Origin of the sequence: Streptomyces sp. G5(2025), assembly GCF_049542075.1 — a bacterium.
Classification (GTDB): Bacteria; Actinomycetota; Actinomycetes; order Streptomycetales; family Streptomycetaceae; genus Streptomyces.
On the sequence record NZ_JBMUZT010000006.1, the window covers coordinates 5,676,333 to 5,702,862 of the forward strand.

Annotated in this window: 21 protein-coding genes and 1 pseudogene; 17 read left to right on the forward strand and 5 right to left on the reverse strand. The window is 71.4% G+C overall.

Annotated elements, in window-relative coordinates; all coding sequences use genetic code 11:
• Nucleotides 1-14 precede the first annotated feature (14 nt).
• Together ACOBQB_RS36655 and ACOBQB_RS36660 are read right to left on the reverse strand one after the other, a co-directional pair.
• Entirely contained in the window at nucleotides 15-212 is a 198-nt protein-coding gene (locus ACOBQB_RS36655) for a DUF397 domain-containing protein (protein ID WP_423598184.1), read from the reverse strand.
• Between the two features lie 11 nt (nucleotides 213-223).
• Nucleotides 224-1,075 carry a helix-turn-helix domain-containing protein gene (locus tag ACOBQB_RS36660; RefSeq protein WP_423598186.1) on the reverse strand — a complete coding sequence of 284 codons (852 nt, stop codon included), beginning with the start codon at nucleotides 1,073-1,075 and terminating at the stop codon, nucleotides 224-226.
• A gap of 286 nt (nucleotides 1,076-1,361) precedes the next feature.
• On the opposite strand from ACOBQB_RS36660, the gene ACOBQB_RS36665 reads away from it, so the two are divergent.
• Nucleotides 1,362-1,871: an ATP-binding protein gene (locus ACOBQB_RS36665; protein WP_423598188.1), complete on the forward strand. Its 510-nt coding sequence runs from the start codon at nucleotides 1,362-1,364 to the stop codon at nucleotides 1,869-1,871.
• Between the two features lie 26 nt (nucleotides 1,872-1,897).
• Here the strand turns inward: ACOBQB_RS36665 and ACOBQB_RS36670 are convergent, their stop codons facing one another.
• Nucleotides 1,898-2,833 (reverse strand): NADP-dependent oxidoreductase, encoded by a 936-nt coding sequence (locus tag ACOBQB_RS36670; RefSeq protein ID WP_423598991.1) that lies wholly within the window; start codon nucleotides 2,831-2,833, stop codon nucleotides 1,898-1,900.
• A gap of 123 nt (nucleotides 2,834-2,956) precedes the next feature.
• Between ACOBQB_RS36670 and ACOBQB_RS36675 the strand changes: the two genes are divergently transcribed.
• The gene (locus tag ACOBQB_RS36675; RefSeq protein WP_423598190.1) at nucleotides 2,957-3,940 is read left to right on the forward strand and encodes a GlxA family transcriptional regulator; all 984 of its coding nucleotides are present in this window, start codon (nucleotides 2,957-2,959) and stop codon (nucleotides 3,938-3,940) included.
• Here ACOBQB_RS36675 and ACOBQB_RS36680 read toward each other — a convergent pair whose 3' ends face one another.
• Nucleotides 3,941-4,276 carry a DUF427 domain-containing protein gene (locus ACOBQB_RS36680; protein ID WP_423598192.1) on the reverse strand — a complete coding sequence of 112 codons (336 nt, stop codon included), beginning with the start codon at nucleotides 4,274-4,276 and terminating at the stop codon, nucleotides 3,941-3,943.
• A gap of 51 nt (nucleotides 4,277-4,327) precedes the next feature.
• Here ACOBQB_RS36680 and ACOBQB_RS36685 point away from each other — a divergent pair, with 51 nt between their 5' ends.
• The 9 genes from ACOBQB_RS36685 to gatB all read left to right on the forward strand — a co-directional run bounded on the left by ACOBQB_RS36685 (nucleotide 4,328) and on the right by gatB (nucleotide 15,501).
• Nucleotides 4,328-4,873: a TIGR00730 family Rossman fold protein gene (locus ACOBQB_RS36685; protein ID WP_423598194.1), complete on the forward strand. Its 546-nt coding sequence runs from the start codon at nucleotides 4,328-4,330 to the stop codon at nucleotides 4,871-4,873.
• A gap of 7 nt (nucleotides 4,874-4,880) precedes the next feature.
• Nucleotides 4,881-5,579 carry an SDR family oxidoreductase gene (locus tag ACOBQB_RS36690; protein ID WP_423598196.1) on the forward strand — a complete coding sequence of 233 codons (699 nt, stop codon included), beginning with the start codon at nucleotides 4,881-4,883 and terminating at the stop codon, nucleotides 5,577-5,579.
• Nucleotides 5,576-6,589 (forward strand): methionine synthase, encoded by a 1,014-nt coding sequence (locus ACOBQB_RS36695; RefSeq protein WP_423598198.1) that lies wholly within the window; start codon nucleotides 5,576-5,578, stop codon nucleotides 6,587-6,589. The genes ACOBQB_RS36690 and ACOBQB_RS36695 overlap by 4 nt, the downstream gene beginning before the upstream one ends.
• A 30-nt stretch (nucleotides 6,590-6,619) precedes the next feature.
• Entirely contained in the window at nucleotides 6,620-8,803 is a 2,184-nt protein-coding gene (gene ligA, locus ACOBQB_RS36700; RefSeq protein ID WP_423598200.1) for an NAD-dependent DNA ligase LigA, read from the forward strand.
• A 315-nt stretch (nucleotides 8,804-9,118) separates the two neighbouring features.
• Nucleotides 9,119-11,443 carry a putative bifunctional diguanylate cyclase/phosphodiesterase gene (locus ACOBQB_RS36705; RefSeq protein WP_423598202.1) on the forward strand — a complete coding sequence of 775 codons (2,325 nt, stop codon included), beginning with the start codon at nucleotides 9,119-9,121 and terminating at the stop codon, nucleotides 11,441-11,443.
• Between the two features lie 495 nt (nucleotides 11,444-11,938).
• Nucleotides 11,939-12,235: an Asp-tRNA(Asn)/Glu-tRNA(Gln) amidotransferase subunit GatC gene (gene gatC / locus ACOBQB_RS36710; RefSeq protein ID WP_010984178.1), complete on the forward strand. Its 297-nt coding sequence runs from the start codon at nucleotides 11,939-11,941 to the stop codon at nucleotides 12,233-12,235.
• A 5-nt stretch (nucleotides 12,236-12,240) separates the two neighbouring features.
• Nucleotides 12,241-13,734 (forward strand): Asp-tRNA(Asn)/Glu-tRNA(Gln) amidotransferase subunit GatA, encoded by a 1,494-nt coding sequence (gatA, locus tag ACOBQB_RS36715; RefSeq protein WP_423598205.1) that lies wholly within the window; start codon nucleotides 12,241-12,243, stop codon nucleotides 13,732-13,734.
• Nucleotides 13,731-13,970, forward strand: coding sequence for a hypothetical protein (locus tag ACOBQB_RS36720; protein WP_127909556.1), 240 nt, complete (start codon nucleotides 13,731-13,733; stop codon nucleotides 13,968-13,970). The genes gatA and ACOBQB_RS36720 overlap by 4 nt, the downstream gene beginning before the upstream one ends.
• A 16-nt stretch (nucleotides 13,971-13,986) precedes the next feature.
• Complete coding sequence (gene gatB, locus ACOBQB_RS36725) at nucleotides 13,987-15,501, forward strand: Asp-tRNA(Asn)/Glu-tRNA(Gln) amidotransferase subunit GatB (protein WP_423598207.1); 1,515 nt, start codon at nucleotides 13,987-13,989, stop codon at nucleotides 15,499-15,501.
• 91 nt (nucleotides 15,502-15,592) lie between these two features.
• On the opposite strand, the gene ACOBQB_RS36730 is transcribed toward gatB, so the two are convergent.
• A complete protein-coding gene (locus ACOBQB_RS36730; protein WP_423598209.1) occupies nucleotides 15,593-16,816 on the reverse strand; it encodes an SMI1/KNR4 family protein in 1,224 nt (407 codons plus the stop codon).
• A 230-nt stretch (nucleotides 16,817-17,046) separates the two neighbouring features.
• Between ACOBQB_RS36730 and ACOBQB_RS36735 the strand changes: the two genes are divergently transcribed.
• From ACOBQB_RS36735 to ACOBQB_RS36760, 6 genes and pseudogenes are all read left to right on the forward strand, one after another.
• The gene (locus ACOBQB_RS36735; RefSeq protein ID WP_423598211.1) at nucleotides 17,047-19,173 is read left to right on the forward strand and encodes a phosphocholine-specific phospholipase C; all 2,127 of its coding nucleotides are present in this window, start codon (nucleotides 17,047-17,049) and stop codon (nucleotides 19,171-19,173) included.
• Between the two features lie 225 nt (nucleotides 19,174-19,398).
• On the forward strand, nucleotides 19,399-21,681 hold the full coding sequence (locus ACOBQB_RS36740) for an MMPL family transporter (RefSeq protein ID WP_423598213.1): 2,283 nt from the start codon (nucleotides 19,399-19,401) through the stop codon (nucleotides 21,679-21,681).
• Entirely contained in the window at nucleotides 21,650-22,231 is a 582-nt protein-coding gene (locus ACOBQB_RS36745; protein ID WP_423598215.1) for a GNAT family N-acetyltransferase, read from the forward strand. Before ACOBQB_RS36740 ends, ACOBQB_RS36745 begins: the two co-directional genes overlap by 32 nt.
• A 35-nt stretch (nucleotides 22,232-22,266) precedes the next feature.
• Nucleotides 22,267-22,962: a hypothetical protein gene (locus ACOBQB_RS36750; protein WP_423598217.1), complete on the forward strand. Its 696-nt coding sequence runs from the start codon at nucleotides 22,267-22,269 to the stop codon at nucleotides 22,960-22,962.
• A gap of 209 nt (nucleotides 22,963-23,171) precedes the next feature.
• Nucleotides 23,172-23,354 carry a hypothetical protein gene (locus ACOBQB_RS36755; protein WP_423598219.1) on the forward strand — a complete coding sequence of 61 codons (183 nt, stop codon included), beginning with the start codon at nucleotides 23,172-23,174 and terminating at the stop codon, nucleotides 23,352-23,354.
• 67 nt (nucleotides 23,355-23,421) lie between these two features.
• Nucleotides 23,422-26,519, forward strand: a pseudogene (locus tag ACOBQB_RS36760) (helix-turn-helix transcriptional regulator).
• Nucleotides 26,520-26,530 lie beyond the last annotated feature (11 nt).

Genomic DNA, 26,530 nt, shown 5'->3' on the forward strand with positions numbered 1-26,530 from the left:
GGTCGAAGACCTGCTCACCGGTCACTCGAAGGCGTCCGCCGCCTGAGGCTCCGTATCAGAGCCTCCAGTGCAGCCCGGTCCGTCGTCAAGACGTCGGCGGGGCTCTCGCTTTCCCGGATGGCGAGCCTCGCACCGAACATCGCGGCAACCTCGACACACGCGTTGCCAGAAGCCTCCGAGAACGAGGACTTGAGCCACTTCAGCTCGGACAAAACGGGTACCTCTACAGTTCTCCGGCGATTTCGAGGATTCGATCCCTCGACTCACTCGGATTCAACGCCACCTGTTCGACCAAGTCCAGACGCCGACGGAAGTTGGACAATTGGGTGGGAGAGTCGAAAAAGACGGCGCCGATAGGTGAGTCCACCTCCACGGTGTCCAGGCGAGGGCTGTCGGCAGCGGCGTACATCATCGCGTCGCCCGCCATGGGGAAGCCCTCGGTTGCCAGCGGGATCACCCGTAGGCTCACGTTAGGGCGCTCGCTCTCCTCCAGGAGGCGATTGAGCTGGGCCTTTGCCACCCGGCGGCCGCCGATGCGCAAGTGGAGAGCGGCCTCGTAGATCAGTCCCACGTACGGCAGGCCTGGCTCGGCCTTGATCACGCTATGCCGGGCCAGGCGGTGCGCCACCCGTAGCTCGACCTCCAGTCGCGGGAGTGCCGGCACGAAGAGGTCGAACAGTGCGCGGGCATGCTCCTCGGTTTGGAAAAGGCCTGGGATGTGGGCCGTTTGGAGTGTGCGCAAGTTCGTGGCGTGGTGCTCAAGTTCCGCCACATCCAGGAAATCCGGAGGGATCTTGCCCCGGTACTCGTCCCACCAGCCGCGAGTGCGGCCTCCCGTCATCGCGGCAAGGGCGTCGATCAGTTCGGGATCGTCACATTCGTAGATGCTCGCCAGTCGGCGCAACCGTTCCTCACTGATGCCGAACCGGCCCGATTCGATATTGGAGATCATCGTTCGGTCGGCTCCGAGCTGCGCGGCGGCGACGGGCGCAGACAGGCCCGCGGCCTCGCGAAGTCTGCGGATCTCGGCGCCGAAGCGGCGTTGGCGGATCGTGGGGGTTTGACGTGGTGCCATCACAACTCCTCGCTCAGCAGGACAGTTTGCCGACCTTGGGTCGTGATCGTCCATCAGAACCGACGTTATTACTCGTTTTAGTGAACTAGGTAGCACGCGTTTTAGTGCAACGGCTAGCGTGTGACCCAGGCCACCGCTCAGGCCCCGCGCCCAGCGGAAGCGCACCGGCATGCACCGCCGACAGGCACACCGCCCCGACGCAAGGACCAGAACCGGGAGCCGACGTTCACGTCCGCATTCACGTCCACGCGCTCCGCAGAGCGCCCCGCACCAACGGAGGTGCCACGTGAGTTCACCCCGCAACATCCGTACCGGCGTCCCGCGCCCCGAACCCGCCCCACTCCCCGGCAAAGAGGCGCACGGCAGCCACCCGGCACCCCTTCCCTTCACCGCCCCCTGGGCCTACGAACTCCACTTCCCCTGTGACCCCCGCAGTCCCGGAATCGCCCGCCTCACCCTCCGCGCTGTCCTCGCCGCTCACCACCTCGCCGAACTGACGGACCGCGCGGAGCTGCTGACCACAGAGCTCGCGACCAACTCCGTGCAGCACACGAAGGGCCCCGCTTCCGTACGACTTCACTGGCTCTGCCCCGTGCTGCGCGTCAGCGTGTGGGACATGAGCCCCGACCTGCCTCCGCTCACCCCGCCCCCGCCTGTGAGCGTCCACGCGGACAGCGGCCGGGGCCTGGTGATCCTCGACGCCGTGGCCGACCGCTGGGGCGGATGCGCCATAGGGGAAGGCCCGTACGGGCGGCCGGACGGCAAGACCGTGTGGTTCGAACTGACTGTGCATTAGCCCGGCAAGGCGGGCGCAGGTGCCGGTCAGACGACCCGCAGCACGATCTTGCCCCGCGTCCGGCCCCGCTCGCCGTAGGCGTGGGCCTTCGCGGCGTCCTCCAGAGGCAGCACCGTGTCGATCTCGGCGCGGAGCTTCCCCTCGTTCACGAGGCGGGCGATCTCCAGCAGGCCCGCGCGGTCCGGCTCGACGACCGTCCAGCCCGCGTGTATGCCGCGCTCCCGCGCGCGGGCGGCGTCCGGGAGGCCGCCCGGGTCGGGGAGGGTGACCAGGTGGCCGCCGGGGCGCAGGACCTCCAGGGACCGCGTGCCGTACGCGCCGCCCACCCCGTCAAGGACGATGTCCACGTCGCTCACCGCCTCGGTGAAGTCCACGCGCGCGTAGTCGATGATCTCGTCCGCGCCGAGGCCCCGTAGGAAGTCGTGCTTGTCCTGGCGGGCCGTTCCGATGACGTACGCGCCGTGCGCTTTGGCGATCTGCACGGCCAGGTGGCCGACACCGCCCGCCGCCGCGTGGATCAGCACCCGCTGCCCGGCCCGCAGCCCCGCCGTCTCCACCAGCCCCTGCCAGGCGGTGAGCGCCGCGAGGGGCAGCGCGGCGGCCTGGACGTGGTCGATGCCCTGCGGCTTGGGCACGAAGCGCCGGGCCGGTGCCACGACGAACTCCGCATACCCGCCCGCCTGCTCGGGGAAGCGCGGCATGCCGAAGACCTCGTCGCCGGGGGAGTACAGGGTCACGCCCGGGCCCACCTCCTCGACGACGCCCGATACGTCGTAGCCGAGGATCGGGGTGTCGCCCCAGGTGCCGAACGCGCCCTCCGCGCGGGTCTTCCAGTCGACGGGGTTGACGCCCGCCGCGTGCACCCGGACCAGGATCTCGGTGAGGCCCGGTTCGGGGCGATCCACCTCCACGGGGACCAGGTTCTCGGGGGCGCCCCAGGCGCTCGGGCTGACGGCACGCATCTTCATGGTCATCCTCTTCCGGACTGTCCCGGACTCTTACCGGAACGGCTTGAGGACCCAGAGTGCGGCGGGACCGCCGACCACAGTGCTGGCAGTTTGGCCATGATGTGACAGGATTCGGCCATGGCTTCGAACGACGGACGACACCGGGTGGCGGTCCTCGCGCTGGACGGCGTGTACGCCTTCGAGATGGGCATCCCGCCCCGCATCTTCGGAGCCGCCGAGGACGCCCAGGGGCGCCCGCTCTACGACGTCGTCGTCTGCACGGTGGACGGCGGACCGGTGCGGACCGACGCCGGGTTTCAGATGGCGGTGGAGCACGGCCCCGAGGCGCTCGCGGCAGCAGACACCGTGGTGATTCCGCCGACGGAGCGGCTGTGCGGCGGCACGGACGACGGCATCCTGCCGGAATCGCTCGCCGCCGCGCTCGCCCGTGTGCGGCCCGGCACGCGCTGGGTGTCGTTCTGCACCGCCTCGTACGTCCTCGCCGCCGCGGGGCTCCTCGACGGGCGCCCCGCGACCACGCACTGGAAGGAGGCCGGTCACTTCCGGCGGACCTTCCCCCGGGTCGCGGTCGACGAGGACGTCCTCTTCGTGGACGACGGCGACATCCTGACGGCGGCCGGTGTCGGGGCGGGCATCGACCTCTGCCTGCATCTGCTGCGCCGCGACCACGGCAGCGCCGTCGCCCACCGCGTCGCCCGCTTCTGCGTGGTCCCGCCCTGGCGGGAGGGCGGGCAGGCGCAGTACATCGAGCGGCCCGTCCCCGAGCCCACGCTCGCCACGACGGCCGCCACGCGCGCGTGGGCGCTCGAAAGGCTCCACGAGCCACTGCCACTGGGCGAGCTGGCCGCCCACGCCCGCATGAGCCTGCGCACCTTCACACGCCGCTTCCAGGAGGAGGTCGGCATGCCTCCGGGGCGCTGGCTGACCGCTCAGCGCATCGAACTGGCCCGCCAGCTCCTGGAGTCGAGCGACCTGCCCATCGACGTGGTCGCCCACCGGGCGGGGTTCGGCACCGGCAACTCGCTGCGCCAGCACATGCGGTCGGTGCTCGGTGTCTCACCGGCCGCCTACCGCAAGACGTTCGCCGCCGCCGGCCGATGACTATCCCTGCTGTGCGGTGACCTCCGCGTCGTAGAAGCAGTAGTGGTCCTTGACGGCCGCCACCTCCGGCTTCGGCTCCCGGTACGCCCACACCGCATCCCGCGCGCCCGGCAGCGACCAGTAGGAGGCCGTGCCCTTGAAGGGGCAGTGCGTGGTCGTCTCGGACGGCGTCAGCAAGTCGGTGCGTACGTCCTCCGGGGGGAGGTAGTAGCGCACGGGGTAGCCCGTCTCGCGCAGCACCAGCGGGCGGCTGCTCTCCGCCACCACCTGCCCCTCGTGCACCACCCGCACGTGGTCCGTGCCCTGCTCGACGGTGATCCGGTGTCCCTTGGCCACGACGTACCCTCCTCGACCGGTGCTGTCAGTGTCGGACCGTACCGTGGGCGCATGAACATCTGCGTCTTCCTCTCCGCCGCCGACCTCGACGACCGCTACACCCGCCCCGCGCGGGAGTTCGCCGAACTGCTCGGCAAAGGAGGGCACACCCTGGTGTGGGGCGGTTCCGAGAGCGGCCTGATGAAGGTCGTGGCGGACGGCGTCGAGGAGGCGGGAGGCCGGCTCGTCGGCGTCTCCGTCGACTTCCTCGCGGCCAAGGCCAGAGCCGTCGCCGAACCCCACGAGATGGTCATCGCCCGCGACCTCGCCGAGCGCAAGGCGCTGCTCCTGGAGAAGGCCGACGCGATCGTGATCATGGTCGGCGGCACCGGCACCCTCGACGAGGCCACCGAGATCCTGGAGCTCAAGAAGCACGGCAAGCACACCAAGCCGGTGGTCCTGCTGAACTCCGCCGGGTTCTACGACGGCCTCAAGGAGCAGTTCCGCCGCATGGAGGACGAGGGCTTCCTGCCCCTCCCGCTGACCGACCTGGTCTTCTTCGCCGAGGAGCCCGTCGGCGCACTGGCCTACCTGGAGGAATCGATCGGCACCCAGTGATGCGAGCATGGCGGGTATGGCAACACATGTGATCACCGGGGCCGGCTCCGGCATCGGCGCGGCCGTCGCCCGCCGCCTGCACGCACGCGGCGACGACCTCGTCCTGCACGCACGCGACGCGGGCCGCGCCAAGGAGCTCGCCGCCCAGTTCCCCGGCGCGAGCACGCTCGTCGGCGACCTCTCCGACCCCGACAAGCTCTCCTGGGCCTTCGGGCACCAGTCGCTGCCCGCGCGCGTGGACTCGCTCCTGCACATCGCGGGCGTCGTCGACCTCGGACCGGTCGGCGAGCTGACCCCCAAGTCCTGGCGCCACCAGCTCAACGTCAACCTCATCGCCCCCGCCGAGCTGACCCGCCACTTCCTGCCTCAACTGCGCCTGGCCCAGGGGCACGTGGTCTTCGTCAACTCGGGCGCGGGTCTGAACGCCCACGCCGACTGGTCCGCGTACGCCGCCTCCAAGCACGGCCTGAAGGCCCTCGCGGACTCCCTGCGCCAGGAGGAGCACGGCAACGGCGTCCGGGTCACCTCGGTCTACCCCGGCCGCACGGCGAGCGCCATGCAGCTCAAGGTCCACCAGCAGGAGGGCAAGGAGTACGACGCCTCCCGCTTCATCGACCCCGACTCGGTCGCCACGACGATCATCATGGCCCTGGACCTGCCGCGTGACGCCGAGGTCAACGACCTGACGGTGCGGCCGGGCCGATGAGCGACACCTTCACCTGGGGCCCGGCGACCGGCGTCGGGTCCATGCCCGGCGGGGACGCCCGCGAGGCCGCGAAAACCGTCACCGGCAGCTTCGACGGACCACAGGAGGGCATGCCCTACCTCGCCGAGCTGCCCGCGCGCGGACCCGGCGCCGACATGATCGGCCGCACGGCCGGCCTCCTCGTCGACGTGTACGCGCGCGTGGAGCCCAGCGGCTGGCGCGTCGGCGACCGCCCCGGACGGGACACCAAGCGGGCCAGGGCCTGGCTCGGCGAGGACCTCGACGCCCTGGAGGAGTTCACTCAGGGGTACGCGGGCCCGCTGAAGGTCCAGGCCGTCGGCCCCTGGACGCTCGCCGCCGCCCTGGAGCTGCGCAACGGCGAGGCGGCGCTCTCCGACCCGGGCGCCTGCCGCGACCTCGCCGGATCGCTCGCCGAGGGCCTGCGCGAGCACCTCGCCGACGTACGCCGCAGGGTCCCGGGCGCCCAGGTGGTGCTGCAACTCGACGAGCCCTCGCTCATCGCCGTGCTGCGCGGGCAGGTCAAGACGGCGAGCGAGTACCGCACCCACCGGGCCGTGGACCGCCAGGTCGTGGAGGACACCCTGCGGGCCGTCCTGGCCGTCCAGGGCGAGGGCCCGACGGTCGTCCACTCCTGCGCGCCGGATGTGCCCTTCGCGCTGCTGCGCCGCGTCGGCGCCCACGCGATCTCATTCGACGCCTCACTCCTCACCGAGCGTGACGACGAGACGCTCGGCGAGGCCGTCGAGAGCGGCACGAAGCTCTTCGCCGGTGTCGTGCCGGGCGTGGACGGCCGATTGTCAGACCCTGCCGGTAGCGTCATGGGTGTCAGGACGTTGTGGCGCAGGCTGGGGCTGAATCCGGGATCGCTCGCGGAGTCGGTCGTGGTCACTCCGTCGTGCGGTCTCGCGGGGGCTTCTCCCGCGTACGCGCGCGCGGTGCTCGCCCACTGCGTCAAGGCGGCGAGATCGCTCGCAGACAACCCTGAGTAATTGGGTATGACGTAACGGGAGGACTTTACGGTGGCTGTCGAACAGCAAGGCTCTGTGCCCGCCGAGGCACGGGATCAACATGCCCAGCTGGCCGAACAGATCGAGGAGCACCGCTTCCGGTACTACGTGAAGGACCAGCCGGTCGTCAGCGACGCCGAGTTCGACAAGCTCCTGCGTTCCCTCGAAGCCCTGGAGGAGGAGCATCCGGAGCTGCGGACACCGGACTCGCCCACCCAGAAGGTCTCCGGTTCGTACGAGACGGAGTTCACGGCCGTCGAGCACCGCGAGCGCATGCTCTCGCTGGACAACGCCTTCGACGACGCCGAACTGGCCGCCTGGGCCGACCGCGTGGCCAAGGACGTCGGCTCGCCGGGGTATCACTTCCTGTGCGAGCTGAAGGTCGACGGCCTCGCGGTCAACCTCACCTATGAACACGGCAGGCTGACCCGCGCCGCCACCCGGGGCGACGGCCGCACCGGCGAGGACATCACGCCGAACGTCCGCACGATCGCGGACATCCCGCAGCGCCTCAAGGGCGAGCGCGTCCCCGCCCTCGTGGAGATCCGCGGCGAGGTCTTCTTCCCGATGGAGAAGTTCGAGGAGCTGAACGCCCGCCTGGTCGAGGCGGGCGACAAGCCCTTCGCCAACCCCCGCAACGCGGCGGCGGGTTCGCTGCGCCAGAAGGACCCGCGCGTCACCGCGACCCGCCCGCTGCACATGGTCGTGCACGGCATCGGCGTCCGCGAGGGCTTCGACATCGACTGCCTCAGCCACGCCTATGAGCTGCTGCGCGAATGGGGTCTGCCCACCGCCAAGCACAACAAGGTCGTCGACGATGTCGAGGGCGTGCGGGACTTCATCGCGTACTTCGGGGAGCACCGCCACTCCGTGGAGCACGAGATCGACGGCGTCGTCGTCAAGCTCGACGAGATCCCGCTCCAGGGCCGCCTCGGCTCCACCTCGCGCGCGCCCCGCTGGGCGATCGCCTGGAAGTACGCGCCCGAGGAGGTCAACACCAAGCTCATCAACATCCGCGTGGGAGTCGGCCGCACCGGCCGCGTCACGCCGTACGCCCAAGTGGAGCCCGTCACCGTCGCCGGTTCCGAGGTCGAGTTCGCGACCCTGCACAACCAGGACGTGGTGAAGAAGAAGGGCGTCCTGATCGGCGACACCGTCGTGATCCGCAAGGCCGGTGACGTCATCCCGGAGATCCTCGGCCCCGTCGCGGACCTGCGGGACGGCACCGAGCGGGAGTTCGTGATGCCCGCCGAGTGCCCCGAGTGCGGCACGGCGCTGCGGCCCATGAAGGAGGGCGACATCGACCTCCGCTGCCCCAACGCCCAGACGTGCCCGGCCCAGTTGCGTGAACGTCTCTTCTACCTCGCCGGCCGCAAGTCCCTGGACATCGAGAACTTCGGCTATGTGGCGGCCGCCGCGCTGACCAGGCCCCTGGAGCCCGCCGAGCCGCCCATCCTCGACGAGGGCGACATCTTCGACCTCAAGGTCGAGGAACTGCTCCCCATCAAGTCCTACGTCCTCGACCAGGACTCCGGCCTGCCCAAGCGCGACCCCAAGACCGGCGAGGAGAAGGTGGTCACCTTCTTCGCCAACCAGAAGGGCGAGGCGAAGAAGAACACCCTCGCCATGCTGGAGAACATCGCGGCGGCCAAGGAGCGCCCGCTCGCCCGCGTCCTGACCGGCCTCTCGATCCGGCACGTCGGCCCGGTGGCCGCCGAGGCGCTGGCCCGCGAGTTCCGCTCCATCGACCGGATCGAACAGGCCACCGAGGAAGAGCTGGCCACGACGGAGGGAGTGGGCCCGGTCATCGCGGCCTCCCTCAAACAGTGGTTCGCCGAGGAGTGGCACCGCGAGATCCTCCGCAAGTGGCGGGCGGCCGGGGTGCGCATGGAGGAGGAGTCGAGCGGCGAGGACGAGAGCCCCCGCCCCCTTGAGGGGCTCACGGTCGTCGTGACCGGAACGCTGGAGCACTACACCCGGGATGGCGCGAAAGAGGCGCTCCAGACCCGGGGCGCGAAGGTGACCGGTTCCGTTTCGAAGAAGACGTCATTCGTGGTCGTGGGGGACAACCCCGGTTCGAAGTACGACAAGGCGATGCAGGTGAAGGTTCCGGTTCTCAACGAGGAAGGCTTCGTTGTGCTGCTGGAACAGGGACCGGACGCGGCGCGGGAAGTCGCGCTTCCGACCGAGGAGTAGCGGTTGAAGGCCACCCGTTCAGCGCATACCAGATGCATACGGGTGGCCGGGTCGCATTCGGGCAACCGTAGTCGACCGCTGCCCGTGGAAGCCTTCTGCGGCCTACTGTTGAGGTGTGCGCCTGCCGTGCCCCGCTGCGAGTGGGGCATCTCCTGCTCACCAAGAGCTTGGAAAGGAGCATCCCCCACTCGGCACGAGTTCGGGAGCAGAGCATCCCCCTCGCTCGTGGAGAGCGAGGGAACGGATTTTCGGACGCGGCCGATTCCGGGCCGAGTCCGTATGGCGTGGGCACCGCCGGCAGTGAGAGGGACGGGAATGGAACCGACCGAGAGCGCCGCCCCGGACTCACCGCTGCGCGCGCGCCGGTGGCACGCGCCGGGCACCTGGCTGCGCGGCCGCCGGACCGAACCGGCCGCCGACTCCGCCACCCCCGGCGGGCCTTCGGCGCCGCTGAGCACGGCCATCGAGCCCCGCGAGCGGGCCTGGACCGACCCCACCCCGGGACGAGGCACGGAGAGCGCCGTGGCCCTGGCGGGCGGCCCCACCGAGCCGGACCCGCGCGACGCCTGGCCGCTGCTGCCCCTCACGGTCGTCACCGCCGCCGCGGCCCTGCTCGGCACCGGCTTCTTCCAGGCCTTCACGGGCCGGCACACGCTGTTCCCCTCCGGCGCCGCCGGCTGGTCCCTCGCCGTCCTCACCGGGCTCATCGTCGGCCACCTCGTCGCCCTCGGCCGGGACCGCTGGTGGGGCGGCACGGGCTCCGGCGGGGCCCTCACCGTCGCCGTCCTGCTGCTGTACGGCTGGGTTCCCGCCGGCATGGTCAGCCTCACCGTCGTCGTCCTGGTCGGCGCCGCGCGCAGACACCGCTGGCGCCAGGGCGTGCTGCACGGCGCGGTCGACATCCTCGGCATCGGCGCGGGCGCGCTCACCCTGGCCGCGTTCGGCACCTCGCCGACCGCCGAGTCGCCCTGGCTGCCCGAGACCTGGGACCTGTACACCGCCCCCGAAGTGGCCCTGGTCGCCGTCGCCTACCTCGTCGTCACCCGCGTACTGCTCTGGTACGTCCACGCGCCGCGCACCGGCGCCCTGCCCACCGTCACCCGAACGGCCCTGGTGCGCCAGGGTCTCCTCGGCATCGCGCTGCTCGGCATCGCCCCGCTGATCTGCGTGGTGGCGATCTCCCTGCCGATCCTGCTGCCGCTCTTCGCGATCCCGCTGGTCGCGCTCGACTCCACCCTGTGGATCGCCCGCGCCCGCGCCGAGGAGCAGCTGAGGGACCCGCTCACCGGACTGCCCAACCGGCAGTGGCTGTTGGAGCGGACCTGGACGGCCCTCGACGACGCCGAGCGCATCGGGGCCCGCTCGGCCCTGATGCTGATCGACATGGACCGTTTCCGCTCGGTGAACGACACCCTCGGGCACCTCGCGGGTGACCGCCTGCTGTTGCAGATAGCGGACCGGCTGCGGCTCGCGCTGCCGGGCGGCGCGGAGGCGGCCCGGCTCGGCGGCGACGAGTTCGCCGTGCTGCTCCCCATCGCCGACTCCACGACCTCCGCCACGCGTGTGGCACGGCAGCTGGTCGCGGCTCTCGGCTCACCGCTCGACCTCGACGGCCTCACGCTGGTCCTGGAGGCCAGCGCGGGCCTCGCCGTCTTCCCCGACCACGCGCTCGACGCGGAGGGGCTGCTGCGGCGGGCGGACGTGGCGATGTACCAGGCCAAGCGGGACCGCACGGGCGTCGAGGTGTACGAGTCCAAGCGGGACTCCAACACCCCGGACCGCCTCGGTCTGCTGGGGGACCTGCGGCGGGCGCTGGACGCGGGCGACGTCGAACTGCACTACCAGCCCAAGGTCCGCTTCGACGGCAAGGTGGCGGGGCTCGAAGCGCTGGTGCGGTGGGTGCACCCCGAGCGCGGGAAGGTGCCGCCGGACGAGTTCATCGCCATCGCCGAGTCGTCCGGGCTGATGCCGCACCTCACGGAGTACGTGTTGGAGTCGGCCCTCGGCCAGGTGGCCAAGTGGCAGGCGCAGGGCCTGAAGGTCCCGGTCGCTGTGAACGTCTCGCCGCGCGACGTCCACACGCCCGGTTTCGCGGGCTCGGTCGCGGCGCGGCTCGCCCGGCACGGGGTCCCCGCGGGGGCGCTGCAACTGGAGATAACGGAGCACGTGCTCCTGGAGGATCCGCAGCGCGCCGCGGACACGCTGGCCGGGCTGACCGGGCACGGCGTCAAGATGTCCCTCGACGACTTTGGCACGGGGTACTCCTCGCTGGTCCACCTGCGGCGGCTGCCGGTCAGCGAGCTGAAGATCGACCGCTCCTTCGTGGCGCGGCTCGCCGTGGACAACGAGGACGCGGAGATCGTCCGCTGCACGGTGGACCTCGCGCACTCGCTGGGGCTGCTCGTCGTCGCCGAGGGCGTCGAGGACGACGAGACGTGGGAGCGGCTGCGGGATCTCGGGTGCGACGCGGTGCAGGGGTGGCTGGTCGCCGCGGCGATGCCTCCGGAGGAGACGACGGCGTGGCTGCGGGCGCGGGGGTCGCGCGGCTGGCGCCGCCCCGCGGACGTGGCGGCGGAAGCGGCGGCGGCGCTGGCCGAGGGCTCTGAGGTGGAGGAGTCGTCGGGGCATGTAGTGAAGTAGCGGCCCGTCGGTTGACCTGTGCGTCTGGAGCATTGGCCTTCGGCCGGGCTCCTTTCGTCCCCACCCGCACCACCCGTGCAGATGAGTTGCCGGGGGCGGGCCCTCACGTGAGGGCGGACGGCCGTCGGCGGCTGCGGATGGTGGGGCGCGGGGCCGGGCTGAAGGGCTGTCCCCTAGGTGCTGAGGGGCTGCCCCCCCCAGGTGGGGAGCCCCTCGCGAGGGACGGGGTTCGGCCGCGCGGCGGCGTTTGTCCGGTGGGAGGCAGATGCGGGGCAAACGGGTGGGGGAGGCCCGTCGCGGAGCGACTTGGTCGGTCGCGCAGCGGCGCCTGTTCGGGGCGTACCTCCCCAGCGCACCCGGCAGCCGCCGGAACCCCGTCACGGCCCGGTGCAGAGCCATCGCTGCGCCGCGGAGGGAAACCGTTTAACGGCCACGCCGCCCCGCCCCATAGGATTGGGGGTCACCACCCGCACACTCACCCCTGAGGATCGCCGCATGCCTGGCATCACGCGCGAGGAGGTCGCCCACCTCGCCCGCCTTGCACGTCTGGAGCTGAAGGCCGAGGAGCTCGACCACTTCGCCGGACAGCTCGACGACATCATCGGCGCGGTCGCCCGCGTCTCGGAGGTCGCCGACCAAGACGTACCGCCGACCTCGCACCCGCTGCCGCTGACGAACGTCATGCGCGCGGACGAGGTCCGTCCGTCGCTCACCCCCGAGCAGGCGCTCTCCGGCGCCCCGGCCCAGGAGCAGCAGCGTTTCAAGGTGCCGCAGATCCTGGGGGAGGACTAAAGATCATGACGGACATCATCAAGCTCACCGCCGCCGAGATCGCCGCGAAGATCGCCTCCGGCGAACTCACGGCCGTCGAGGTCACCGAGGCCCACCTGGCCCGCATCGACGCCGTCGACGAGAAGGTGAACGCCTTCTTGTACGTCGACCGCGAGGGCGCCCTCGCGCAGGCCCGCGCCGTCGACGAGAAGCGCGCCAAGGGCGAGAAGCTCGGCCCGCTGGCCGGCGTCCCCGTCGCGCTCAAGGACATCTTCACCACCGAGGGCATTCCGACCACGGTCGGCTCCAAGATCCTCGAAGGCTGGATCCCGCCGTACGACGCGACGGTCACCAAGAAGCTCAAGGCCGCCGACGTCGTCATCCTCGGCAAGACCAACATGGACGAGTTCGCCATGGGGTCCTCCACCGAGAACAGCGCCTACGGCCCCACCGGCAACCCCTGGGACCTCACTCGCATCCCCGGCGGCTCCGGAGGCGGCTCCGCCGCCGCCCTCGCCGCCTACGAGGCCCCCCTCACCCTCGGCACGGACACCGGCGGCTCCATCCGCCAGCCCGCGGCCGTCACCGGCACGGTCGGCGTCAAGCCCACCTACGGCGGCGTCTCCCGCTACGGCATGGTCGCCTTCTCCAGCTCCCTGGACCAGGGCGGCCCCTGCGCCCGCACCGTCCTGGACGCCGCGCTGCTGCACGAGGCCATCGCCGGGCACGACGAGCTGGACTCGACGTCCATCGACGCCCCGGTCCCGCCGGTCGTCGAGGCCGCGCGCAACGGCTCCGTCCAGGGCATGCGCGTCGGCGTCGTCAAGCAGTTCCGCGGCGAGGGCTACCAGGCCGGTGTCGTCCAGCGTTTCGACGAGTCCGTCGAGCTGCTCAAGTCGCTCGGCGCCGAGATCGTCGAGCTGGACTGCCCGACGTTCGACCTGGCGCTCTCCGCGTACTACCTGATCGCGCCCTCCGAGTGCTCCTCGAACCTCGCCCGGTTCGACGCCATGCGCTACGGCCTGCGCGTCGGCGACGACGGCACGAAGTCCGCCGAGGACGTCACCGCGCTCACCCGCGAGGCCGGCTTCGGCGACGAGGTCAAGCGCCGCATCATCCTCGGCACGTACGCGCTCAGCTCCGGCTACTACGACGCGTACTACGGCAGCGCCCAGAAGGTCCGCACGCTCATCACCCGTGAGTTCGAGGCGGCCTTCGAGCAGGTCGACGTGATCGTCTCCCCGACGACGCCGACCACCGCCTTCCCGATCGGCGAGCGCGCCGACGACCCGATGGCGATGTACCTGGCCGACCTGTGCACCATCCCGACCAACCTGGCGGGCAACTCCGCCATGTCGCTGCCCTGCGGTCTCGCGCCGGAGGACGGCCTGCCCGTCGGACTTCAGATCATCGCTCCCGCCATGAAGGACGACCGCCTGTACAAGGTGGGAGCCGCCGTCGAGGCCGCCTTCGTGGAAAAGTGGGGGCACCCGCTGCTGGAGGAGGCACCGTCGCTGTGAGCGCTCTGAACAAGGCCAAGGGCTTCAAGAAGTCCAAGACCGGTACGTATCTGTCGATCGGCACCACCGCGTTCGGCGCGGTCTCCGTGCTCAAGCAGGCCAAGCTGGCCCGCCGCGAGAACGACACGCTCCGCCTCGTGGACGCCGTCGTCTCCGCTGCCGCCATCGCCACCGGCGTCGCGCTGCTCCTGCGGGAGCTCAAGCGCCTCGGCGACGACGACGTTCTGCTGGGCTGAGAGGGAAAGTTTCACCGTGACTGTCACTACAGACCTGGTGTCGTACGAGGAAGCCCTCGCGACGTACGACCCCGTCATGGGCCTTGAGGTCCATGTCGAGCTCGGCACCAAGACCAAGATGTTCTGCGGCTGCTCGACGACGCTCAAGCAGGACGCGAACAGCCAGACCTGCCCGACCTGCCTCGGCCTGCCCGGCGCGCTGCCGGTCGTGAACGAGATCGGCGTCGAGTCCGCCATCAAGATCGGCCTCGCGCTGAACTGCGAGATCGCCGAGTGGTGCCGCTTCGCCCGGAAGAACTACTTCTATCCGGACATGCCGAAGAACTTCCAGACCTCCCAGTACGACGAGCCGATCGCTTTCAACGGCTACCTGGACGTCCAGCTGGAGGACGGCGAGGTCTTCCGTGTGGAGATCGAGCGCGCCCACATGGAGGAGGACACCGGCAAGTCCACCCACGTGGGCGGCGCGACGGGTCGTATCCACGGCGCCTCGCACTCGCTCCTGGACTACAACCGCGCCGGCATCCCGCTGATCGAGATCGTCACCAAGCCCATCGAGGGCGCGGGCGAGCGTGCCCCCGAGGTCGCCAAGGCGTACGTCGCCGAGCTGCGCGAGCTCATCAAGGCGCTCGACGTCTCCGAGGCCCGCATGGACAAGGGCCAGATGCGCTGCGACGTCAACCTCTCGCTGCGCCCCAAGGGGCAGCGGGAGTTCGGCACCCGCAGCGAGACGAAGAACGTCAACTCGCTGCGTTCCGTGGAGCGCGCGGCGCGCTACGAGATCCAGCGCCACGCCGCGGTGCTCTCCTCGGGCGGCACGATCATCCAGGAGACCCGTCACTTCCACGAGGACGACGGCTCCACGACCTCCGGCCGTATCAAGGACAACGCCGAGGACTACCGGTACTTCCCGGAGCCCGACCTCGTCCCCGTCGCCCCGTCCCGTGAGTGGGTCGAGGAGTTGCGCGCCGGTCTCCCGGAGCTGCCGCGGCTGCGCCGCAACCGGCTCCGCGAGGAGTGGGGCGTCTCCGAGCACGACATGCAGTCGATCCTCAACGCCGACGCCATCGGCCCGATCGTCGCCACGATCAACGCGGGCGCGGACGCCGCGTCGGCCCGCAAGTGGTGGATGGGCGAGCTGGCCCGGCACGCCAACGAGCAGGGTGTGGACCTCGGCTCGCTGTCGATCACGCCGGAGCACGTCGCCCGGGTCACCGAGCTGGTCGCCGCCGGTGACCTGAACGACAAGCTGGCCCGCCAGGTCATCGAGGCCGTCCTGAAGGGCGAGGGCACCCCGGACGAGGTCGTCGAGAAGCGCGGCCTGAAGGTCGTCTCCGACGAGGGCGCGCTCACCGCCGCCGTCGACGAGGCCATCGCGGGCAACGCCGCCATCGCCGACAAGATCCGCGGCGGCAAGGTCGCGGCGGTCGGCGCCCTGGTCGGCGCGGTCATGAAGGCCACCCGTGGCCAGGCCGACGCGGCCCGCGTCAAGGAACTCATCCTGGAGAAGCTGGGCGCCGGCGAGGGCTGAGCCCTGCTCCGGCCATGAGAGGGGCGGCGCACCCGAAAGGGGCGTCGCCCTTTTCGCGTATGGCCACCGCTTTCGCCTACCGCCAAGACCTCTACGGCACGTCTGGCCGCGGTGGCCCGAACGGCTCGAAGAACATCTCCTCCAGCGGGTCCTGGTCCTTGCGCAGGCCGTAGAAGCCGGCGTTGCCGGGGCCGCCCCGCAGCCAGTTCAGCAGCGTCTCGGTGAAGTCCCCCTCCAAGGGCGGGCCCTGGTCCGTGTGCCGGGGGTTGACGGCCACGCGCCACTGCTCGGGCTCGCCGTCGGCGCACCAGCCGATCTGGTCCCCGTCGATCGTCGAGACGGCGGGCAGGAAACCTCCGGGCTCGGGCCAGGCGGGCATGGGGTAGTACTGCGGATGCGCCTCGCGCAGGCTCCGGTATCCCTCCAGCATCTCCTCCACGCCCGCCGCCAGGCCGAGCCGGTGGTCGAGGTCGAGCGGGGCCGGCATGTCGAGCCACCAGCTCCAGTTCCCCGCGCCGTACCGCTCGCTGAGCGCCACGAAGTCCGCGGGCAGCCGGGTGCCGAGCCGCTCGAAGACCTGCTCCCACGTGCCCGCGCCCAGGTGGGGGTCGAGCGGCGGGGGTATCAGCGCGGTGACCGCCTCCAGGCCCTCGCCCTCGGTGAGCGCGGCGTGCTGGCGGGCGTCCACATACGTGCCCCGGGGCGGCGGCGCCCAGGGCGTGGCGTCGGCGAGAGGCGGCCAGGTGCGCACGGCGGGCGGCAGGGGGCCGAGGAGCCCGCCGGGCTCGCCGGGGTTCGGCACGCCACCGCGGACGGCCGCGAACAGCCACTCCAGGAGCGGGACTTCGTACGCCACCCAGGGCTCGGCGCCGCCGACCGCCACGGACGTGGTCAGAAGCACCACCGGCCACGCGTCGGGGTCCTTCGACACGGACGTGTCCCAGAAGAGGTGGTCGCCGCCCGAGGTGGTGGCGAAGGCGAGCAGGCCGCCCTCGTCGGGCAGGAAGCGGCGCTGCTCCTTGGTGAACAGGTACGGCCTGATCGCGGAGTGGCGGTGGGTTTCCAGGACCCACGCGGCGAAGTCGTAGCGGCCGTCGGCGCTGACGCAGGGAGTGTGCAGCCGGACGGACGGGGCGTCGGGGCCGCCTGGTCCGCCTATCTCCGCCGGGCCGTACGCCGACACCAGCGCCTTGTAGTCGGCGGGGAGCGGAGCCTCAAGCCAGGCCTCCACCGCCGCCCAGTCGACGGCGGGCACAGGGTCCGGCGGCGGCCCGACCAGGTCCGTGAAGGCGGCGAGGCGTGCGGTGATCTCCATGCGTCCGAGGATGGCACCCGCCACTGACAACGCCCGCGCCGAGCGCCGCCGAAGCGGGCCCCCGGGTCTTCGCGTCCCGGACCTTTTGGACGTTCACCCCGACTTCGTCCCTCAGCCTTCACAACGAAACCGGACGTCACTAGCGTCCCCGCCGAACGGATCAATGGATCAGCCGAGAACCATTGACTGTCGGCCAGGACTACTGGGCCAGGACGACTGGGAGGTCGTACGTGACTCCGGAGATTTCGCGCAGACGCCTGATGGCGATCGGCGGCGGCGCGCTCGGCGCGGCCGCCACCGGTTCCTTCCTGCCGCCGTCGCTGCGGGAGGCGCTCGCGCACGAGCCGCCGCGCGGAGGCGGTCTCGACTCGATCGAGCACGTCGTGATCCTGATGCAGGAGAACCGTTCCTTCGACCACTACTTCGGGTCCCTGCGGGGCGTGCGCGGCTTCGGCGACCGCAACGCCATCCGGCTGCCGAGCGGCACGTCCGTGTTCGAGCAGCCCGACGGCCTGCGCACCGTCCTGCCCTTCCCCGTCCGGGAGGCCGCCAAGACGCAGAAGAAGGACCTCCAGTACATCGGCGACCTCGACCACTCCTGGAGCGGCGGCGCCAAGGCCTGGCACGACGGCTGGATGGACGGCTGGATCACCGCCAAGACCGCGGCGACCATGGCGTACTACACGCGCGAGGACATCCCGCTGCACTACGAACTCGCCGACACCTTCACCGTCTGCGACGCCTACCACTCCTCCATCCACACCTCCACCAGCCCCAACCGCAACCACCTGTGGAGCGGGAAGACGGGCCACGAGGCGAACGGCAAGCGGGCCGTCGGCAACGACGCGTACGCCGAGGGCACCCACCCCGGCTACGGCTGGGGAACGTACGCCGAGCGCCTGGAGAAGGCGGGCGTGAGCTGGCGCACGTACACGGAGTGGGAGAACTTCACCGACAACCAGATCGAGTTCTTCACCACCTTCAAGGCCATCGCCCGCAAGGCCCTGGCCAAGACCGGCCTCACCTTCATGGAGGCCTTCTACGCCAAGGTGCGCGACACCAAGGACGAGACCGAGCGCGCCAGGCTGCTCGCCGCCCTGGAAGAGGGCGTCGCCACGCTGAGCAAGCACGAGCGGTCGCTGTTCGAGCGCGGCCTGCGGCGCGTGCCGACCGGCAAGCTCGCCGAGGAGTTCGCCCTGGACGTCGCGGGCGGCAAACTCGCGAAGGTCACCTACCTGGTGCCGTCCGCGGTCGACTCCGAGCACCCCAGCGTCTCGTCGCCGATCCACAGCGCGACCATCGTCTACAAGATCCTCGACGCGCTCGCCTCGCACCCCGAGGTGTGGCGCCGTACCGCCGTCTTCATCAACTACGACGAGAACGACGGCTTCTTCGACCACGTCCCGCCGCCCGTCCCCGGCGGCGACTCGGCCGAGGAGCAGGAGGAGCGCTGGGAGGGCAGGCCGACCGGGCTCGGCGTGCGCGTGCCGATGCTCGTCATCTCGCCGTGGACCGTCGGCGGCTACGTCTGCTCCGAGGTCTTCGACCACACCTCCGTCGTGCGCTTCCTGGAGAAGTGGACCGGCGTCCAGGAACCGAACATCAGTGCCTGGCGCCGCAAGGTCACCGGCGACCTCACCGGTGCCTTCGACTTCCGGCGCGCCCACCGGCAGCCGGACGTCGAACAGCCGGGCCCCATCCCGGCGTTCAGCGGCCGCTGGAGGCCGCAGCCGCCCCTGGAGCAGGCCATGCCGGTGCAGGAGCCGGGCGTGCGGCGTGCCCGGCCGCTGCCGTACCAGCCGGACGCGGACGTGCGGCCCGCCGAGGACGGCACGCTCACGGTGCGGCTGCGCAACGGCGGCAGCTCCAGCGCGCACTTCGCGCTCTACCCCTACGCCGGTGAGTTCACGGTCCCGCAGCATCAGGACGTCGTCCGCAAGGGCTCCTGGACCGTGCCGGTGCGGGGCGACGCGTACGACTTCACCGTCACCGGGCCGAACGGCTTCCGACGGGAGTTCGAGGGCGGCACGCCGGGCAAAGACGGCAAGGACGGCAAGGACGGCGGCGCGCGGCTCGCCTCCGCGATCACCCGCCGCGAGATCCACCTCACCCTCGCCAACCGCGGCCGCGGGGAGCTGGTCTTCACGGTCAAGCCGCTCGGATACGTGGACGAGGACGACGTCAGGCGCCGCACGCGCACCGTCCGCGTCAAGGCGGGCAGCAGCCGCACCGTCGCCTGGCGGACCGACGACGAGCACGGCTGGTACGACATAGAGATCACGACGGACCGCGACACCGCCTTCCGGCGCCGCCTCATGGGCCATATCGAGAACGGCCGCGCCAGCGTCTCGGGCTGACGCCCGGCGCGCGCGAGTGCGCGGAGATACCCGGGAAACCTCTGGGGAACCTCCGCGCACCCCTCGTCCCGCTGTGAGCATGGCCACGAAAGGGACCAACGATCTTCAGGGGCTGTCAAGGTGACTGAGGCGCTCATGTCGTCTCACATGCGTTCTTTGCGGGCTGTTCAGTCGATTCACTGCTGTTCCCGATGAAGATCCACAAATCACCCAGGGAGCCAGTACGTGGCAGCACTCGCACGGTGGTGTGTCCGGCACCGTCTTCTCGCCGTCCTGGTGTGGCTGGTCGCCCTCGGCGGCGCCACGACCGCCGCCGCCGTCGCCGGATCCGCGTACTCGAACGACTACGAGGTCCCCGGCACCGAGTCCGGCCGCGCCACCCAGCTCCTGGACCGCGGCTTCCACGGTCTCGGCGGTGACAGCGACACCGTCGTCTGGCACACCGGACCCGGCGACTCCGTCCGCGCGGCCGACGTCGAGCGGACCGTGTCCGCCACCTTGGACAAGATCGCCGATCTGCCCGCCGTGGCCTCCGTGACGAGCCCCTACGACAGCCAGGGCGCGAGCCAGGTCAGCCGGGACGGCCGCACCGCCTACGCCACCGTCACCTTTCGCGAGCAGGCTGACGACATCGACAGGGCCGACGCCCAGCGGGTCGTCGACACCGCCAAGGCCGCCGAGTCCGACGGCCTGGAGGTCGAACTCGGCGGCACCGCCATCGGCCTCACCGAGGCCAAGAGCGCCCAGGTCGCCGAGATCGTCGGGGTCGCCGTCGCCGCCGTCGTGCTCTTCCTGGCCTTCGGCTCGCTCGCCGCGTCCGCCCTGCCCATAGCCACCGCGCTGGTCTCCGTCGGCACCGCGTACGCCGGGATAGTGCTGCTCGGCCAGGTGATGACCGTCGCCGACTTCGCCCCGATGCTGGGCACGCTGATCGGCCTCGGCGTCGGCATCGACTACGCCCTGTTTATCGTGACCAGGCACCGCAAGGGCCTCAAACGAGGCCTGCCCGTGGCCGAGGCCGCCGAGCGCGCCGTGGCCACCACCGGGCGCGCCGTCGTCTTCGCGGGCGCCACCGTCTGCATCGCCCTGCTCGGCATGCTCATCCTGCGGCTCAGCTTCCTCAACGGCGTCGCGATCGCGGCCTCGCTGACCGTCGTCCTCACCGTCGCCGCCTCCGTCACGCTGCTGCCCGCCCTGCTCTCCTGGATCGGGCCGCGCGCCCTGAGCCGCCGCGAACGCCGCAGGCTCGCCGAGCACGGGCCGGCGCCGGAGCTGCCGACCGGGCTCGCCGCCCGCTGGGCCGCCTTCGTCGAACGCCACCCCAAGCTCCTGGGTGCCGTCGCCGTCCTCGTCATGGCCGTCCTCGCACTGCCCACCTTCGCCCTCCACCTCGGCACCTCCGACCAGGGCAACAACCCCGCGTCCGCCACCACCCGGCAGGCCTACGACCTGCTCGCCGACGGCTTCGGACCGGGCGTGAACGGCCCCCTGACGCTGGTCAGCGAGGTCTACGGCGCGGGTGACCGCAACGCCCTGAACGACCTCGGCACGACCCTGAGGTCCACCGAGGGCGTCGCCTCCGTCAGCCCGGCGACGTACGACGAGAGCGGCCGCACGGCCTTCCTCACTGTCGTCCCCGACTCGGCCCCGCAGTCCAAGGAGACCAGCGACCTCGTCGACCGGCTGCGCGACGACGTCCTGCCCGGGGCCGAGGCGGGCAGCTCCCTGGACGTGGCGGTCGGCGGCGTCACCGCGAGCTACGACGACTTCGCGGAGATCATCGTCGGGAAACTGCCGCTCTTCGTGGGCGTCGTCATCGGGCTCGGCTGCGTCCTGCTGCTGCTCGCCTTCCGCTCGATCGGCATCCCGCTCAAGGCCGCCGTGATGAACGTCGCCGCCGTCGCCTCCGCGTTCGGGGTCGTCGTCGCGATCTTCCAGTGGGGCTGGGGGAGCGAACTGCTCGGGCTCGGCGCGGCCGGGCCGATCGAGCCCTTCCTGCCCGTGATCATGGTGTCCGTCCTCTTCGGCCTCTCCATGGACTACCAGGTATTCCTGGTCAGCCGGATGTACGAGGAGTGGCTGGAGACCGGCGACAACCGGCGGGCCGTCCGCGTCGGCCTCGCCGAGACGAGCCGTGTGATCAACTCCGCGGCCGTCATCATGATCTCCGTCTTCCTGGCCTTCGTCCTCAGCGGCGACCGCGTCATCGCGATGTTCGGCATCGCCCTCGCGGCGGCCGTCGCCCTCGACGCCTTCGTCCTGCGGACCCTGCTCGTCCCCGCCCTCATGCACATGCTCGGCGGCGCCAACTGGTGGCTGCCGCGGCGTCTGGACCGTCTCCTGCCGCGCATCAGCATCGAGCCGGCCGAATATCGTCCGAACGCGAGCGACGTGCGTGCGAAGATCCCCGAGCGGCGTGGAACCCCGGCGCCGCACGAGGATGTGAGTGGACCTGAGGAGCGGGAGCGGGAGCGGGATGTTCGCGATATCGCTGGGCGAGGGCGCTGAGCTGCGGCCGATCGAACCGTGGCAGGCGCAGGAGTTTCTCGCACACGTCGAGCGCGCCCGGGAGTACGCGGGCGCGTGGGTGCCCTTCACCGTGACGGTGAAGGACCTGGAGACGGCCAAGGGCTTCCTCCAGTCGTACGCCGACAAGCAGGCCTCCGACACCGGGCGCCTCTACGGCATCTGGCTGGAGGGCACCCTGGTCGGCGGCGTCCTCTTCCGGATCTTCGACACGAGTTCCGACAGCTGTGAGATCGGCGTGTGGCTGGAGCCGTCGGCCGCCGGGCGCGGCCTGGTGAACAAGGCCTCACGGACCCTCATCGACTGGGCGGTCGAAGAGCGCGGCATGCACCGCGTGGAGTGGCTGGTGTCGTCCCTCAACGACCGCTGCAAGGCCGCCGCCGCGCGGCTCGGATTCACCAGGGACGGCGTGCTGCGGGAGAGCTTCCCCTGGCAGGGCGTGCGGCACGACATGGAGGTGTGGTCCGTGCTCGCTCCGGAGTGGCGGGCGGCGCGGGAGGCCGCGGACGGGCCCGCCGAGGGCGTTCGTTAAGACACCTCTCAGACTCCGTCCGTACGGTGCGGCGCATGGGTACTGAGACAGAGGACGCGGCCGGGGCCAAGGATGCCACCGGGGCCAAGGATGCCACCGGGACCGAGGAAGTGACCGGGGCCAAGGAGTCGGCGCCGACGACGGAGGCGGCCACGGTCGACGTCACGAAGTCCGGGGACAGCGCCGACACGGCGGCGCCCGGCGACCTGCGGGGCGCGAAGGCCGCCGACGACGTGAAGGCCGCCGACGACGCGAAGGCCGCCGACGACGCGGAGGGTGCCGACGAGGCGGAGGAGGCGGACGAGGCCCTGGTCGGGGCCCGGCCCGCCAAGGCCGCCGGGGTCGGCCAGGGCGCGGCCGCCGTGGTCTCCGCCGCGCTCGGCGTGATCGGCCTCTCCGGCGGCTGGCTCGGCACGGTCGCCGCCGCGCGCGAGAACCTCTTCGGGCAGCTGGAGACCTCGCAGACCGCGGGCGTGGCCAAGACGATCGAAGCCATGTACGGCGACTCCTGGAAGGCCACCGCCCTGATCGCGGGCATCTTCGCGCTCGCCGCCCTGGTCACCGGCTTCGTGGTCCTGGTCAGGCCCGCGTTCGGCACCCCCGGTCCGGAACAGGCGCCGTGGATCAAGTCCGTGGCGTGGGCGGGTGTCGTGCTCGGTGTGATCGGACTGATCCTCGCCGTGCTCAAGTACGCGGACCTGTTGCTCGGCCTTCCCTCGGCACCTTCCTGAGCCATCCCGTACGTAGGTGTCCTTCCGTGAGCCGTACGTAAGGCAGGTGCGGGCCAGGGGCTAAGGCCCCCGGCCCGCCCTTCGCCGTACCTAAGGCCCCCGGCCCACCGGAGATGCGGCACTCGCCCGATGTGGCACACCCCCCTGGGAGACCAGAGTGGAGCCATCGCAGAGAGCGATGGCACCACCGACGATCCGAGGGGTACGAGATGTTCGAGTACGAGCTGCACCAGATGCGCGCCGCCGAGCTGGCCCGCGACGCGCACCGCCGCCACCTGATCCGCGAGGTCCGCAGGAACCGCCGCGCCGAGGCCCGCCGCTCGGCCCGCGACGAAGCCGAAGGGCGGGTGAGCGTGCCTCTTTGGAAGTCCCGCTTCACCCGGGCCGCCTGAGATGGACCGGCACCCGCCGGGGTCCGTCTCGCGGACACGGGGTGCCGCGTCGTCCGCGCGCTGTGCGATGCTCGCGCACGTGGAGACCAGATCCGTCAGCCCGGTGTTCGTCGGCCGCGCCGACGAGTTGGGCGTACTGAACGAAGCGCTCGCCCGCGCCACGGGGACCCCGCTCGAAGGAGCTGGGGGCCCCGGCACGGGCGAGCCGCAGGCGTTGCTGCTCGGCGGTGAGGCGGGCGTCGGCAAGACGCGCCTCATCGAGGAGTTCACCGAAGCCGCCCGGAAGCGCGGCGCCGTCGTCGCGCTCGGGGGCTGCGTGGAGATCGGGGCCGACGGTCTGCCGTTCGCCCCCTTCTCCACCGCCCTGCGCGCCCTGCGCCGACAGCTCCCGGACGAACTGGCCGCCGCCGCGGAGGGCCAGGAGGAAGAACTCGCCCGGCTCCTGCCCGAACTGGCGGGCGCCGCCACCTTCGGGAACGGTCACGGATACGGCGCCGCCAGCAGGTCCGACGAGCAGGACGTGGCCCGCCTCTTCGAGCTGACCGCCCGCCTCCTGGAACGCCTCTCCCGCGACCGTACGCTGGTCGTCGCCCTGGAGGACCTGCACTGGGCCGACGCCTCGACCCGCCACCTCCTGGCCTACCTCTTCCGCACCCTGCGCGGCGGCCGCCTCGTCCTGCTCGCCACCTACCGCGCCGACGACATCCACCGCCGCCACCCGCTGCGCCCCCTCCTCGCCGAACTGGACCGGCTGCGCACGGTGCGCCGCATCGAACTCGGCCGCTTCAGCAAGGCCGAAGTCGCCCGCCAGATGGCCGGAATACTCGCGGCCGAACCCGAACAGGCCCTGGTCGACGACATATTCGACCGCTCCGACGGCAACGCCTTCTTCGTCGAGGAGCTTGCCGTCGCCTCCCACGGCGGCAGCTGCGCCAGCCTGACGGACTCCCTGCGCGACCTCCTCCTGGTCCGCGTCGAGGAACTCCCCGAGGACACCCAGCGGGTGGCCAGAATCGTCGCCGAGGGCGGCTCCACCGTCGAGTACGAACTCCTCGCCGAGGTCGCCGGGCTCGGCGAGGACGACCTCATCGAAGCCCTGCGGGCCGCCGTCGGCGCGAACATCCTCCTCGCCTCGCCCGAAGGCGACGGCTACCGCTTCCGGCACTCCCTGGTCCGCGAGGCCGTCAGCGACGACCTGCTGCCGGGCGAGCGCTCCCGCATCAACCGCCGCTTCGCCGAAGCCCTGGAGGCCGACCCCTCGCTCGTCTCCGCCGACCAGCGCGCCGCCCGCCTCGCCACCTACTGGTACTACGCGCACGACACCGCCAAGGCCCTGCCCGCCGTCCTGCGCGCCTCCGTCGAGGCCCGCCGCCGGCACGCCTACGCCGAGCAACTGCGCCTTCTGGAACGGGCCATGGAGCTGTGGGACGACGCCCCCGACGCCGTACGCGAACAACTCCGCCCCGCCGACTACGTCGAGGGCTATCCCGCCTCCTCCTGCGACCCCGGCACCACCCCGCTGCACTTCCTGGACCTGATGGCCGAGGCCACCGTCGCCGGACGCCTGTGCGGTGAACGCGAGCGCGCCCTGAAGATCACCAAGCGCGCCCTGCGCCTCCTGGAGGGCGAGAACGACCCCCTGCGCTCCGCCTGGTTCTGGGTCCAGCGCTCCCGCCTCGTCTCCACCCTCGGCCGCGGGGACGGCTGGGACGAGATCGCGAAGGCGCAGGAGCTGATGCGCGGCCTGCCGCCCTCCGAGGTGCACGCGGACGTGCTCGTCTACCGCGCCTCCTGGGGCATGCTGCACGACCCCGGCCCGGAGACCATGGCCGCCGCCGAACGAGCCGTCGAGTTCGCCCGCATGGTCAAGGCCGACACCATCGAGCTGAACGCCCGGCTCACCCGCGGCAACCTCCTCATCGAAGCGGGCGACCCGGAGTCCGGCCTCGCCGAGATGTACGAGGTCAGGGACCGCGTCGTCGAGCAGGGCCTGGTCACCGACCTCGGCCGCGCCCACATCAACCTCCCCTCCGCCCTGGAAGGCGTCGGCCGCTCCGCCGAGTCCGTGAAGGTCGCGATGGAGGGCATCGAGTTCTGCCGGAAATACGGCCTGATGGACACCGAAGGCTGGATCTGGGCCAACGCCGCCGAATCCCTCGTCTCCCTGGGCCGCTGGGACGAGGCCGCCGAGGCCGTCGCCCACACCCACCGCTGCGTGCACAGTTCCAAGCCGCGGGGCTCCGCCGCCCAGTGCTCCGCGCGCATGGCGCTCTTCCGTGGCGACCTCGCCGCCGCTACCCGCCACCTCCAAGCCGCCTACCACCACTACGGCACCCACGATCCACAACCGCAGTACGTCCTCCCGCTGGCCCGCATCTCCCTCGGCATCGCGGCGGCCGAGGGCCGCGTCTTCGACGGCCGCGCCGAGGTCGAACGCGGCCTGGCCTCCGGACTCCCTTTCGGTACCTACAAGTACGGCTGGCCGCTGCTGCTGCACGCCGCCGCGATGGAGGCCGACGCCCGCGGTCTGCCCGCCGCCGAGCCGGGCCGCCCCGCCGCCGTCGAACAGATCCGCCGCATCACCAGATCCCTCGCCACCCCCATCCCTCTCTGGCGTGCCTACGACGAGTGGACCCGTGCCGAACTGCTGCGCGCCGAGGGCCGCGACGGAGCCGCCGACTGGGCCGCCGTGGTCGCCGCCGTCGAACCGCTGGAGCGGCCCTACGACCTCGCCCGCGTGCGCCTGCGCCTCGCCGAGGCCCTCCTCGCCCCGGACGGCACCGACCGCGACGGCGCCGCCCGACTGCTGCGCCAGGCGGGCGAGGTGGCCGAACGGCTCGGCGCGCGGCCGCTCGCCGAGTCGATCACCGGGCTCGCCCAGCGCGCCCGCCTCACCCTGAACCCCGCCGAGGCCCCCGTGCCCCCGCCGTCCCGACCGATCCCGCCGAGGCGCTCGGTCTGACCAGCCGGGAGCGGGACGTACTGCGCCTGGTCGCGGTGGGCCGCAGCAACCGCCAGATCGCCGAGGAGCTCTTCATCTCCCCGAAGACGGCGAGCGTCCACGTCTCCAACATCCTCGCCAAGCTCTCCGTCACCGGCCGCGGCGAGGCCGCCGCGCTCGCCCACCGGCTGCGGCTGTTCCCCACGGGGGGTGCACCGCAGTGACCTGCGCCTTC

Excerpts from the sequence above, each read along its gene's own strand:
- ACOBQB_RS36750 (WP_423598217.1), top strand. The coding sequence starts at position 22,267 with ATGGGTACTGAGACAGAGGACGCGGCCGGGGCCAAGGATGCCACCGGG.
- ACOBQB_RS36690 (WP_423598196.1), top strand. The coding sequence starts at position 4,881 with ATGGCGGGTATGGCAACACATGTGATCACCGGGGCCGGCTCCGGCATC.
- ACOBQB_RS36675 (WP_423598190.1), top strand. The coding sequence starts at position 2,957 with ATGGCTTCGAACGACGGACGACACCGGGTGGCGGTCCTCGCGCTGGAC.
- ACOBQB_RS36730 (WP_423598209.1), bottom strand. The coding sequence starts at position 16,816 with ATGGAGATCACCGCACGCCTCGCCGCCTTCACGGACCTGGTCGGGCCG.
- ACOBQB_RS36660 (WP_423598186.1), bottom strand. The coding sequence starts at position 1,075 with ATGGCACCACGTCAAACCCCCACGATCCGCCAACGCCGCTTCGGCGCC.
- ACOBQB_RS36705 (WP_423598202.1), top strand. The coding sequence starts at position 9,119 with ATGGAACCGACCGAGAGCGCCGCCCCGGACTCACCGCTGCGCGCGCGC.
- ACOBQB_RS36695 (WP_423598198.1), top strand. The coding sequence starts at position 5,576 with ATGAGCGACACCTTCACCTGGGGCCCGGCGACCGGCGTCGGGTCCATG.
- ACOBQB_RS36745 (WP_423598215.1), top strand. The coding sequence starts at position 21,650 with ATGTTCGCGATATCGCTGGGCGAGGGCGCTGAGCTGCGGCCGATCGAA.
- ACOBQB_RS36755 (WP_423598219.1), top strand. The coding sequence starts at position 23,172 with ATGTTCGAGTACGAGCTGCACCAGATGCGCGCCGCCGAGCTGGCCCGC.
- gatA (WP_423598205.1), top strand. The coding sequence starts at position 12,241 with ATGACGGACATCATCAAGCTCACCGCCGCCGAGATCGCCGCGAAGATC.
- ACOBQB_RS36670 (WP_423598991.1), bottom strand. The coding sequence starts at position 2,833 with ATGCGTGCCGTCAGCCCGAGCGCCTGGGGCGCCCCCGAGAACCTGGTC.
- gatC (WP_010984178.1), top strand. The coding sequence starts at position 11,939 with ATGCCTGGCATCACGCGCGAGGAGGTCGCCCACCTCGCCCGCCTTGCA.
- ACOBQB_RS36685 (WP_423598194.1), top strand. The coding sequence starts at position 4,328 with ATGAACATCTGCGTCTTCCTCTCCGCCGCCGACCTCGACGACCGCTAC.